Annotated in this window: 11 protein-coding genes and 1 pseudogene; 5 read left to right on the plus strand and 7 right to left on the minus strand. The window is 64.5% G+C overall.

The window, feature by feature from the left end; all coding sequences use genetic code 11:
• Positions 1-29: 29 nt before the first annotated feature.
• From E5E96_RS19220 to E5E96_RS19230, 3 genes are all read left to right on the plus strand, one after another.
• Positions 30-521 carry a prolyl-tRNA synthetase associated domain-containing protein gene (locus tag E5E96_RS19220; protein ID WP_171282864.1) on the plus strand — a complete coding sequence of 164 codons (492 nt, stop codon included), beginning with the start codon at positions 30-32 and terminating at the stop codon, positions 519-521.
• A gap of 207 nt (positions 522-728) precedes the next feature.
• Complete coding sequence (locus E5E96_RS19225; protein WP_171282865.1) at positions 729-1,967, plus strand: GGDEF domain-containing protein; 1,239 nt, start codon at positions 729-731, stop codon at positions 1,965-1,967.
• On the plus strand, positions 1,967-2,485 hold the full coding sequence (locus E5E96_RS19230) for a GNAT family N-acetyltransferase (protein ID WP_171282866.1): 519 nt from the start codon (positions 1,967-1,969) through the stop codon (positions 2,483-2,485). The genes E5E96_RS19225 and E5E96_RS19230 overlap by 1 nt, the downstream gene beginning before the upstream one ends.
• A 55-nt stretch (positions 2,486-2,540) precedes the next feature.
• Here the strand turns inward: E5E96_RS19230 and E5E96_RS19235 are convergent, their stop codons facing one another.
• From E5E96_RS19235 to E5E96_RS19250, 4 genes are all read right to left on the minus strand, one after another.
• A complete protein-coding gene (locus tag E5E96_RS19235) occupies positions 2,541-3,401 on the minus strand; it encodes a PA4780 family RIO1-like protein kinase (RefSeq protein WP_043161761.1) in 861 nt (286 codons plus the stop codon).
• Between the two features lie 141 nt (positions 3,402-3,542).
• Complete coding sequence (locus tag E5E96_RS19240; RefSeq protein WP_060389247.1) at positions 3,543-4,538, minus strand: lipid A biosynthesis acyltransferase; 996 nt, start codon at positions 4,536-4,538, stop codon at positions 3,543-3,545.
• 172 nt (positions 4,539-4,710) lie between these two features.
• Positions 4,711-5,700: a lauroyl-Kdo(2)-lipid IV(A) myristoyltransferase gene (lpxM, locus tag E5E96_RS19245; protein ID WP_171282867.1), complete on the minus strand. Its 990-nt coding sequence runs from the start codon at positions 5,698-5,700 to the stop codon at positions 4,711-4,713.
• Between the two features lie 267 nt (positions 5,701-5,967).
• The gene (locus tag E5E96_RS19250) at positions 5,968-6,951 is read right to left on the minus strand and encodes a TDT family transporter (protein ID WP_171282868.1); all 984 of its coding nucleotides are present in this window, start codon (positions 6,949-6,951) and stop codon (positions 5,968-5,970) included.
• A 99-nt stretch (positions 6,952-7,050) separates the two neighbouring features.
• Here E5E96_RS19250 and E5E96_RS19255 point away from each other — a divergent pair, with 99 nt between their 5' ends.
• A complete protein-coding gene (locus tag E5E96_RS19255; protein WP_065477327.1) occupies positions 7,051-7,959 on the plus strand; it encodes a LysR substrate-binding domain-containing protein in 909 nt (302 codons plus the stop codon).
• A 115-nt stretch (positions 7,960-8,074) separates the two neighbouring features.
• Here E5E96_RS19255 and E5E96_RS19260 read toward each other — a convergent pair whose 3' ends face one another.
• From E5E96_RS19260 to E5E96_RS19270, 3 genes are all read right to left on the minus strand, one after another.
• Complete coding sequence (locus E5E96_RS19260) at positions 8,075-9,064, minus strand: Gfo/Idh/MocA family protein (RefSeq protein WP_171282869.1); 990 nt, start codon at positions 9,062-9,064, stop codon at positions 8,075-8,077.
• A gap of 33 nt (positions 9,065-9,097) precedes the next feature.
• Positions 9,098-9,943: a deoxyribonuclease IV gene (gene nfo, locus E5E96_RS19265; RefSeq protein ID WP_171282870.1), complete on the minus strand. Its 846-nt coding sequence runs from the start codon at positions 9,941-9,943 to the stop codon at positions 9,098-9,100.
• A 164-nt stretch (positions 9,944-10,107) separates the two neighbouring features.
• The gene (locus E5E96_RS19270) at positions 10,108-11,061 is read right to left on the minus strand and encodes a LysR family transcriptional regulator (RefSeq protein WP_171283259.1); all 954 of its coding nucleotides are present in this window, start codon (positions 11,059-11,061) and stop codon (positions 10,108-10,110) included.
• 126 nt (positions 11,062-11,187) lie between these two features.
• On the opposite strand from E5E96_RS19270, the pseudogene E5E96_RS19275 reads away from it, so the two are divergent.
• Positions 11,188-11,942 (plus strand): annotated as a pseudogene (locus E5E96_RS19275) (SDR family NAD(P)-dependent oxidoreductase).
• Positions 11,943-11,944: the final 2 nt, after the last annotated feature.

The following is an 11,944-nucleotide window of genomic DNA, read 5'->3' on the forward strand; positions in this document are numbered from 1 at the left end:
CCACTCTTCACCCGACATCAGGAGGTCATGTGGCGCTCTACTCTCTGCTGGATCAGCTGGCCATTCCCTATCAGCGCATCGATCACGCCCCCGTCTTCACCTGCGAGGAGGCCAGCCGGCTGTTGCCCAAGCTGCCCGCCGCCAAGACCAAGAACCTCTTTTTGCGCGACCCGAAGAGCGAGCGACTGTTTCTGGTGGTGACCCCGGAAGAGAGCCGGGTCGATCTCAAAGGCCTGGCTGCCGCCCTTGGCGTCAAACGGCTGAGCTTTGGCTCGCCAGAGCGCCTGGAATCTGTGCTTGGCCTCATCCCGGGCTCGGTCACCCTGCTCGCCATGGTGCGCGACAGGGAAAAAGCGGTGGAACTGGTGGTGGATGAAACGATCTGGCAGGCCGAGCGGGTGCAGTGCCACCCGCTGGTCAATACCGCCACCCTGCTTATCCGCCTCGACGACGTGCGCCGCCTGCTGGTCCACCTCGGCCGGGAGGCCACCGTCATGCGGCTGCCGGTCGTGAGCGACTGACCCAAGAGGGGGGAAGCATAAACGCCCCGGCGTCATGCCCCGCCCCTGATTAATCGAGTCAGCAGCCCTCTTGTGGCGGTTGTTGCCGCGATCGTGCCCGGATCACTTAAACCATTGCTCAGCGGCACAATTCATGCTGTGATCCGGCCCAGTCACCCGGCCCTGAGGTCGCTGCGCCGTTCCCGGCAGGAAGAGCCCACACCCTTGATGCAGAGTCTGTTTTCCTCGGCCCAGTTGCTGAGTCTGGTGCTGTTCGTCAGCCTGTCGCACATCGGGGTCGCGGCCATTTTCGCCTACCTGTGGCATACCCAGCGACCGCTGCGCTCCCTGCTCTACTGGTCGGCCAGCGAACTGGCCATCGCAGCCGCCTTTGGCTGCCTGCTGCTGCGAACCCTCACGGGGGATAGCTCCCTTGCCAACATCCTGCTTACCAACCTGCTGATCATCGCCACCCCGCTGCTCTATGAGCGGGGGCTGCGCCACTTTTTCCGGCGCGAGGCCGACCGTTTCGGCTGGCTCTGCCCGCTCCTCGCCCTCTCCGGCTTCCTGCTATTCGCCGTCACCGCCGCGCAGCTGCCACCGGATGACATACACAGCCGGATCGTGGTGCTCTCCGGGGCCATCTCGCTGCAGATATGCCTGCTGCTGTGGCAGCTCTGGCGCTATCAGCGGCTGGCCCCCGCCTACCGGGTGCTACGCTTCGCCATCCTGCTGCTCGCCCTGCAACTGGCCCTGCAGCTGGTCAGGATGGCCAAGCATCAGTGGTGGCCAGAGTCGGCCGCCTCCAGCCTCACCGATCCCCTGCTCGGCCCGGTGATCCTGCTCAGCCTGCTCTTTACCATCGCCCGCAGCTTCATTTTGCTGAGCCTGGTGCACACTCGCCAGCAGCAGGCGCTGCTCGCCACCCAGCGCGAGCTGGAGCGACGCGCCAACCTGGATGCCCTGACCGGGCTGGACAGCCGCCACCATTTCGAGCAGCAGCTGGCGGCGCGCGCCTGTCGCAGTGCCCGCCCCTGGCAACTGCTGCTGATCGACCTGGACAACTTCAAGCAGATCAACGACCGCCACGGTCACCCCGCCGGCGACGCCATGTTGCGGGTGGTGGGCCGGGTGATCCGGGAGAGCCTGCCGCCGGCGGGGCTGGCCGGGCGCCTTGGCGGCGACGAGCTGGCGCTGCTGGTGATGGAGACATCGCAGACCCTGCCGGCCTGCTGCCAGACCCTGCAGCAACGGGTCGCAGACGCCACCCGGCCGCTGGCCGGCGGCCCCATCAGCCTCAGCATCGGGCTGACCTCGCTGCAGCAGGGTGAGAGCTTCGAGCAGGCCTATCCGCGTGCGGATCGGGCACTCTATGCCGCCAAACAGGCCGGCCGCCAGCGCGCCTGCATCCAGGAGCCACACCACAGCGAGCCCAGGCCGCTGTGGCCCCTGGCCACCCAGACCTGATGCAACCCCCCATCGAGTGCCGGGCCGCTCGGCTGACCGACGCCCCCGCCTACCGTCGCTACGTGGCCGAATGTGGCGCCGCCGGGTTGCCACTTTATCAGGTGGCGCAATTCGACCCGGATCAGTGGCTGCAGGAGTTGCTCGCCCATGCCGATGGGCTGCATCTGCCGCCAGGCTACCCACCCACCACCACCTATTTTGCCCTCGAAGGGGAGGAGATCCTCGCCACCTTGCGCCTGCGTCACGGCGACAACCCCACCACCCGCCAGTGGCTTGGCCACATCGGTTACGAGACCCGTCCCACCCGCCGGGGGGAAGGCGTCGCCCGCACCCTGCTCGGCTGGCTGCAGCACCATGTGCTGAGCGAGCCTGTGCTCATCAGCTGTGACGAGGCAAATCCGGCCTCGCTCAAGGTCATTGCCGCCGCCGGCGGGCAATGGCTGGATCGCCGCTACCATGCCGGCGATCGCTGCTGGCTCCGGTTTTACCGGCTGGCCCCGCCGAGCGGCAGACAATAAAAAAGAGCGCCACAAGGCGCTCTTTGTTCACTGGCCACGGCCACCCGCAGCAAGATCAGTAGCTGTCTTCCTCTTCGGCCTTCATCCTGGCCTGACGGGCCAGTGCCTCCTCCTGGGCGCTCTCGATCTCGTGCAGCACGGAGTCGAGATCCACCTGCTCGCGGCTCTCCTCGAACAAGCCGGTCAGCTCGCTGTCGGGGGTCAGCTTGCCATCTTCATACAGGGCCCACATCTCCCGGGCGTAGCGGGTCTTGAGCAGCTCGGGGGCATACATGCCGTAGTAGTTGCGCATGTTGTTGACGTCGCGCTCCAGCATGGCCCTGGCCTGGTTGTTGGCGGCGGCATCCACCACCTGGGGCAGGTCGATGATGACCGGGCCCTGTTCATCCACCAGCACGTTGAACTCGGAGAGATCGCCGTGGATGAGGCCGGCGCAGAGCATGCGCACCACGTAACGGATCACCTTGCCATGGTCGATGACCGCCTGCTCGGCAGAGAGCGCCACGTCGTTGAGGCGGGGGGCGACATTGCCCTCTTCGTCGGTGATGAGCTCCATCAGCAGCACGCCATCAAGGCAGACATAGGGCCTGGGCACCCGCACCCCGGCCGCCGCCAGCTTGAACAGGGCATCGACTTCGGTGTTCTGCCACACCTCTTCGTGCTGCTTGCGACCGTATTTGGAGCCTTTCTCCATGGCGCGGGCATCGCGGCTGCCGCGCACCTTGCGCCCTTCCTGATAGACCACTGCCTGCTTGAAGCTGCGCTTGGACGCCTCTTTATAGACTTTGGCGCAGCGGATCTCGTCGCCGCAGCGCACCACATAGACGTCGGCCTCTTTGCCGCTCATCAGCCGGCTGATGACGTCATCGACCAGGCCGTCATCAACCAGAGGTTGGATTCGATTTGGAATTTTCATGGCCGCCCTTTTACCCTATTTGCGCATCAGAAGATAGCCCCTCCCGGGCCACTTGCCTATCCCTGTTTCCTGACGGCGCCCGGCGTGCCGGCAACCGCGATGATCCCGGTGCGATAACCCGCGCCGCCGGGTCGGCCGGCCTCACTCCCCGGGAGGGAGATCGCCACGGATCCGCTTAATGCCCTCTTCGTAGAACCCATCCGATCCTTGCTGGTGCTCCATGGTCTCGAAGATCTTGAGAAACCACATGTACTGTTCGGGATGCTGGCGCAGCTGCTGCTCCACCATGGCGTTCATGGCACAGACATCGGCCACCAGATCCGCACCGGGATAAGGGTCGAAAGGCGGCTCGATCTCCAGCCGGTAGCAGCCCTCCTCCTCGTCATAACAGGCAAGAATAGGCACCGCCCTGGCGCCGGTCAGTTTCACCAGCTTGGGCAGGGCCGGCAGAGTCGCCTTGGGATGGCCGAAGAAAGGCACGAAGATGCTGGCCTCGCGGCCGTGATCCTGATCCGGCAGATAGAAGAAGCTGGCGCCGCTGCGGATCGCCTTGATGGCCGGCTTGATGCCGACGCTACGCTCATATACCTTGCCGCCCTTGGCCCGCTCGCGGTTGATGTACCAGTCAAACACCTGATCTTTCGGGCTCTTCATCATGGTGCACATGGTCAGCCCCCGAATGGCGAAGTAGCGGCCGATCATGTCCACCGCCCAGGTGTGGGGTACCACCAGGATCACCGGCCGGCCGGCGGCCCGCTCTGCCTCGATATGCTCCCAGCCACGCACCTTGACCCGGCTGGCCAGATGAGCGGCGCTGCGCAGGGTCAGCTCGGCAAAGCCCATGAAGGTCTTGAGACCGACCCGGATCGATTTGAGCAGCAGGGCCTGACGGCCAGCCTCGTCCAGCTCGGGAAAACAGATCTTGAGGTTGGTCTCGGCAATGTAGGCCTGCTTCTTAGAAATCCGCAGCAGGGTGGGCGCCAGACGGTTGGCGAGCCGGTCGCGCAGACCATGGGGCACCAGCGCCAGCAGACAGAGCAGACCGAGCGCCAGCCAGCTGCCCCACCAGCGCGGATGCAGCAGACGGGGATGAAATGAGGTGTCAAAAACCGGATCGTGTGAGGACATGGCCGCCATCAAGTCATAGAAAATAAACGGTTATTTTAATTATCCTGACAGATTTTTCCACTTTGGCGGCCACGCCCCCCGGCCACCGGGCTGGCAGACAAGGAGCACCTCATCCCATGCCGGGTCACCATCGCCAATAAAAATGGCCCCGCAGGGCCATATGACATGAAGGCGTGCCGCCTCAGGGCAGCGGCTGCAAGCCACTGCGGATGCGCTGGATCCCCGCCTCGTAGCGACCATCCAGGCCGACCTGATCTTCGCGGGTATCGAAGATCTTGAGGAACCACATGTACTGGCCGGGGTCGCGGCAGAGCTGCTGCTGCACCATGTCGTTCATCCGGCAGGTGTCGGCCATCACGTCCTCGGTGGGATAGTTGTCAAACGGCGCGTCGATCTCCAGCCGGTAGCAGTGCTTGGCCTCGTCATAGCAGGCCAGCAAGGGCACCGCCTTGGCGCCGCTCACCTGCACCAGCCGTGGCAACGCCGGCAGCGTCGCCTTGGGGTGACCGAAGAAGGGGGCAAAGATGCTCTTCTCGCGGCCATGATCCTGATCCGGCAGATAGAAGAAGCTGCGACCGCCCTTGATGGTACGGATCACCGCCTTGATGCCGGCACTGCGCTCATAGACCCGGCAACCGTTGCGGGCCCGGGCCCGATTGAGGTGCCAGTCAAAGACCGGGTTGCGTGCCCGCTTCATCATGGTGCACATGGGCACCCCGCGCCGGGTGAAGTAGTAACCGGCCGCATCCACCGGCCAGCTGTGGGGCACCACTAGGATCACCGGTCTCCCGGCGGCCTGCTCCGCCTCGATATGTTCCCAGCCGCTGACCTGCATCCGGCTCATCAGATAGGCGGGGCTGCGCACGGAGAACTCGCCAAAGCCGAGCAGACTCTTGAGACCGACCCGGATCGAGGTCATCAGGATGGCGTCGCGTTCGGCCTCGCTCTTTTGCGGAAAACAGAGTGCCAGGTTGGTTCTGGCGATATAGATCTGCTTTTTCGAAATACGGAACACCAGCGGAGCCAGGGCGGCGGCGAAACGGTCGCGCAGACGGACCGGCACGAAGGCCAGCAGCATCAGTACGCCAAGCGCCAGCCAGCTGAGCCAATAGCGTGGATGCAGGAATCTGGCCTCGAAGCGGGTGTCAAACACGGGATCATGGGAAGACATGGATGGGGATCAAGCTAAGAAAATGGAGCTGCATTGTATTCGTCCTGACAGGTAATACCAGTGAAATTCATCATTGTCCCCCCAGGCTGGGCGCTGGCGCAAAAAATGGGGCGCCAACGGGCATGAATGGCACCTTTCGCTGCCAGAACCGGTACAAAAAGCGCTTCACCCGAGGGTGAAGCGCTTGGTCATTATCCGGTTGATGGCCCCTGTCTGCTGCAAGGTTGCTCATCAACGCCCCGTATCTCGGCTCTCGCCGTCCTCTTCTTAGCGACGAACCATGCCGTGCGTCACCTCGTCGCTGCCGTCGAGCGGCAGGAAGAACATCAGGTAGCGCAGGACCACATAGCCGACGATCAGGGTGGCGGCGCCCAGCTCGAAGTGGGCCAGCAGCCGGATCTGCTCGACATACTCGGCAGCCTGGGGCCACTGCTCGATCAGGTGGCTCACCTTGAACAGGGCGGTGGCGCCGATCACCAGCGGGAAGGTGAAGGCGGCGTAGCCCGGTGAGAACGGCAGACGCAGCAGCTTGATGAAGGCCAGATAGATGATGCCGGTCATCAGCACCGCAATCCCCAGCAGCACGGCCACCAGCAGCAGGGAGGGTTCCTCGCTCACGGTCAGGTAACCGGCCAGTGACAGGCTGGCGGGGGCCGCTAGGATGGCGATGGTCGGCTTGGCGGCATCCGGCACTTCATGGCTGAAGATGAGGCGATAGAGCATCAGCGGCAGCATCAGGCCATAGCAGAGCATGCCGAACCAGAGCAGGCCGTTGGCCAGCGCCGCAAACTGGCCGCCCGGGAAGGCGACGTCCGCGACGATGATCCCCACCGGCGGCACGAACCAGCTCGGCACCATGTGGTGGATTTCAAACTGTTTGGCCCGATGCCAGACGAAAGTGGCCAGGAACGCCAGGTGCAGCAGCACGGCAAACAGCCAGAGCCCCTCACCCAGACCGGCGTCGAGCATGCCGACCGCCTTGGAGACCACCATGGTGCCCATGGCATAGGTAGGCACCACGCTGCCGACCACGGGGTGGGCCAGATCTTGCCACAACAGGCGTGGGTGCAGCAGAAACTTGAAGGTCAGGATCACCAGCAGCACGGCGGCAATGGCTGCCCCCAGCAACTGCAGGCGGCCATCGAAGTGACCGGCATTTTCCCAGCACCAACCGAGACTGGCGATCCCGAGCGCCAGCCCTGCCATGGGAGTCGGGGCTTTGCCTAAGGATTGACGGGTTCTTGCGATCATGTCTGAAACCTCTGATGAGAGACGATGGGCATAGGATAATGGCCCCTTATCGTTTACGATATCTAAATGAATTAAATCAATCGTTCAGGATATCCAAACGTGAAGCTGACCCTGCAACAACTCAAGGTCTTTGCCACCATCGCCCGTTACGGCAATCTGGGGCTGGCCGCCAATGAACTGTGCCTGAGCAAGGGCGCCGTCTCCCAGTCGTTGCAGGAGCTGGAACGCCAGCTCGCCACCCCGCTGTTCGATCGCATTCACCCCAGATTGCAGCTCAACAACGAGGGACGCCTGCTGCAACCGGCGGCCGAGGAGCTGCTGACCCGGATGCAGGACATCGAAACCCTGTTCAGCCCGGATGCCGAACCGAGCGGCCAGTTGCGTCTCGGCGCCAGCCAGACCATCGGCAACTACCTGCTGCCGGCCCTGCTCGCCACCAGCAAGCAGGAGCTGGGGCAGCCGCCCCGGGTCACCATCACCAATACCCACCAGCTCTGCCACCTGCTGGCCAACTTCGAGCTGGATCTGGCGCTGATCGAGGGGGAGAACCACCACCCGGATCTGGTCAGCGAGCCTTGGCTCCACGACGAGATGCTGATCGTGGCCCAGCCCGCTCACCCCCTCGCTGGCCGCAGCCGTCTCTCCCTCGCCCAACTGAGCGATGAGACCTGGGTGCTGCGCGAGCCCCAGTCCGGCAGCCGCGAGCAGTTCGAGCAGCAGATCCAGCCCGAACTGCCGCGCTGGCAGGCGGGGCTCGAGCTCAACACCCTGGAAGCGGTGATGCTGGCGGTCGAGAAGGGGCTCGGTATCTCCTTCATCTCCCACCTGGCGGTGTCGGATCGGTTGCAGGCCGGCCGTCTGGTGGCCCTGCCCCTGACCCGTCGCTTCCCCCGTCAGCTCTCCCTCATCTGGCACCGGCAGAAGTATCACTCCGCCACCCTGCGCCGCTTTCTGCAATTTTGCCGCGCCCAGGAGGATGTGTTGCACAGCGATGCCAGCCACACTTGAGCCAATGGGATGATCGGGCAGCCTATTGCCCGGCATTGCCCTTGCCGCCGGAGTATCGGCAGCAATAGAAGAGGGAGAGCCCAGACTCTCCCTCTTTGTCATTCAGCCTTGTGACTCAGCGTTTCGCGGGCTGCAATCCCCGCTCGACCCAGCCCAGCACTTGTCTGCTCAGCGCCTGCGGTACCCAAGGCGAGTCGCTCAATCCTTCTCTGACGCAGGCGGCAAAATGATCCGCCTCGTGCTGCATGCCGCCGCCCCCGATCGGCTGCGCGATGTCGTGCGGCCAGGCTGGCAGGGGGTCGCCCCCACGCCACGCTATCTGCTGGGGATTCCACCACTTGCCCACCAGCTCCAGCGCCCAGCCGGGCCCGGACAGCCAGGCCGACTTGTCGAGATCTACGACGATGGAGGCAGCAAGTTCGGCCTTGAGCGGGCCGGCAAAATCAAAGCGGGCGGCTTCGTCCACCTCGCCCGCCTGACGAGACAGCGTGACCTCGGGCTCACCCGCCGCCAGCCCGAGCTGGTGACACAGGGCGGCATAGAGCCAGAGCGGATAGACCCCCACATCCCAGGCGGCGCCGCCGGCCAGCGCCGGGTCGAACAGCTTGCCGTCCCGCGCCTGCACCGAGCCAAAGGCGGCCCGCAGCCTGTCGGGGGCCGGCAGGGCGGCAAGCCGTCCCAGCAATTCGCGCATGGCGGGGAAGCACATCACCTTCATCGCCTCCATCAGCAGCAGGCCCCGCTCAGCGGCGAGCCGCACCAGCCGATCCCAGTCCGCCACCCGGGTCACCGCCGGTTTTTCCACCAGCACGTGCTTGCCCGCCAGCAGCATGAGTTCGATCAGGGCGGCGTGCTCCGGGTGGATCACCGCCACATAGACCGCCTCCACCTGGGGGCTGGCCGCCAACGCCTGATAGCTACCATGGGCGTGGGGCAAGCCCTGCTCGTCGGCGAAGGCCTGCGCCCGCGCTTGATCACGGGCGGCGATCGCCACCACCCGGCTGCCACTGGCGTGCCCGTTCACATCCTGACAAAAACGGCGGGCAATGGCCCCCGCGCCGGCAATCCCCCAGCGCAGCGGCTGGTCGCTTGATCTATCTTGCATCCCTGTTTCCTTATGCTGTCTGCCGGTCGGTCATCATGCCTTTGCCAGGCTGCGCAACCAGCGGATCTCGTCGCCCCAGATAGACTCGTCAATGGTCTCCAGGATCAGCGGAATGCCATCGAAGCGATCGTCATTCATGATGTGATGGAACACCGCCTCCCCCAGGTTCCCCTCGCGCAGGCTGTGGTGGCGATCGACCCGGCTGCCGAAGGTGCACTTGGCGCCGTTGATGTGCATCCCCTTCAGATAGTTGAAACCCACCGTCTGTTCGAACTCGGCAAAGACGGCGGCGCAAGCCTCTGCGGTGCGCAGGTCATAACCGGCGGCAAAGGCGTGGCAGGTGTCAAAGCAGATGCCGACCCGGCTCTTGTCTTCCACCCCGTCGATGATGGTGGCCAGATGCTCGAACGACCAGCCGAGGTTGGTGCCCTGGCCGGCGGTATTTTCGATCACCGCCGTCACCCCCTGGCTGCGCTCCAGCGCCCAGTTGATGGATTCGCTCACCAGCTTGAGGCTGGCCGCCTCCGGGATCTGCTTCAGGTGGCTGCCCGGATGAAAATTGAGATAGCAAAGCCCCAGCTGTTCGCAGCGCTTCATTTCGTCCAGAAAGGCGTCGCGGGACTTGGCGAGGCCATCGGGATCCGGGTGGCCAAGATTGATGAGGTAGCTGTCGTGGGGCAGGATCTGCTCGGGGCGAAAGCCCCCCTTCTCGCAGGCCAGCTTGAAGGCGCGGATGCTGGTCTCGGAGAGCGGCGCCGCCTGCCACTGGCGCTGGTTCTTGGTAAACAGGGCGAAGGCATTGGCGCCGATGGCCTGGGCGCGGGCGATGGTATTCTCCACCCCGCCGGCCGCACTGACGTGGGCTCCGATAAATTTCATCTCATCTCCTCTGCACTGTTGCTGGGTCTAGCCGCTCAGCGAAAGGGCGGCCAACATGGGGCGTCATTATGCCCAAGCCCGCCCCTTGCGCCAAACCGGGATTGTCGATGGCAACCATAGAGAGGCCCGCAGTGCCGGCCGCCGATGAGAGTAATGTCAACGAGTCAATCGGCCGCGTCGCTCCCGATGCTTGGCTGCCCGCCATCGCGCAGTCCGTCAGGCTCCAGCGCCGACGCCAGAATGCCGCTCAACCACAGGATGAACGCCTGCACCCGGGGAGCCAGCTGACGGCGATGGGCATAGAGGGCGTGAATGGGCAGCGGCGGTGGCTGCCACTTTGGCAGGATGGCCACCAGCTCGCCGCTGGCCAGCAGTGGCTCCACCCCGACCCGCGGCAGCTGGATGATGCCAAGCCCGGCCAGCGCCGCCGCCAGATAGGATTCGCTGTCGTTCACCGTGAGCGCCCCGCTCATCGCCAGCACGGCGCGAGAGCCATCCGCCTGCAGATACTCGAAACCGCTCTCCCTGGGTCCGCTGCCACCGCCGTAGTGCACCAGCCGATGATCGCTCAGCTCGCTCAGGCTGTGCGGTGTTCCATGGCGGGCCAGGTAGCCAGCACTGGCACAGTTGATCTGACGGTAGTGGCCGAGGGGGCGCGCCACCAGACTGGAGGGCTCGAGTGCCCCGACCCGGATCACGCAGTCAAAGCCCTCCCGCACCAGATCGACCCGCCGGTCCGTACTGCTCAGCAGCAGTTGCAGGTCGGGGTGGGCCGCAAGCCAGGCGGGCAGCGCCGGGATCACCAGATGGTGGGCCATCCGGCTCGGCATGTCCACCCGCAGCTGGCCGCTCAGCTGCCCCTGCTGGCGAAACAGCGCGTTGAACTCCTCCATGTCCGCCAGCAGATCCTGGCAGCGGGCGTAACAGAGCTTGCCATCCGGGGTCAGCTGCACCCGCCGGGTGGTGCGTTGCAGCAAGCGGGTGCCCATCTGCTCCTCCAGTCGCCGAATGGTCGCCGAGAACGTCGCCTTGGGGACTCCTAGCTGTTCGGCACTGCGGGTAAAGCTCTCCAGCTCCGCCACCCGCACAAACATCCTCATCGCATCCAGTTGATCCATGCCGCCATTGTCTCGCCAATTGGAACAGTGCATTCATTATCACCTTATTTATCCAATCAACAACGGACAATAGAGTGATCACACCGGCTCATCCCGAGCGCATTACCCACAGACAGGAGTCCTCACATGGCCCACCCCATCGCACTCATCACCGGCGCCAGCCGCGGCCTTGGCAAACAGGCGGCGCTGGCCCTCGCCGCCCGCGGCGTCGATCTCATCATCACCTATCGCAGTCAGGCCGATGAAGCGGCGGCCGTGGTGGCCGAGGCGACCGCACTCGGCGTCCAGGCCCACGCCCTACCCCTCGATGTGGCCGACAGCAGCAGCTTTGCCGCCTTCGCCCGCCAGGTACAGGAGCTGCTGAGCGCATGGCAGCGCCAGCAGATCGACTTTCTGGTCAACAACGCCGGCATCGGCATTCACGCCACCATAGAGCAGACCACCGAACAGCAGTTCGATACCCTGTTCAACATTCACCTGAAGGGGGTGTTTTTTCTGACGCAACAGTTGCTGCCGCTAATCCGCGATGGCGGGCGCATCCTCAACCTGTCGAGCGGGCTCACCCGCTTTGCACTGCCCGGTTATGCCGCCTATGCGGCCATGAAGGGGGGTGTCGAAGTGCTGACCCGCTATTTGGCCAAGGAGCTGGGGCCGCGCGGCATCGCCGTCAACGTGGTGGCGCCGGGGGCCATTGAAACCGACTTTGGCGGGGGGTGGTGCGGGACAATCAGGCCGTCAACGACTTCATCGCCAGTCAGACCGCCTTGGGACGGGTGGGCCAGCCGGAAGACATCGGCGGCGTGATTGCCGCCCTGCTCTCCCCTGACAGCCGTTGGATCAATGCCCAGCGCATCGAAGCCTCGGGCGGCATGTTCCTCTAGAC

The sequence above is a fragment of the Aeromonas sp. 1805 genome (assembly GCF_013085525.1).
In the GTDB taxonomy this organism is placed as follows: Bacteria; Pseudomonadota; Gammaproteobacteria; order Enterobacterales; family Aeromonadaceae; genus Aeromonas; species Aeromonas hydrophila.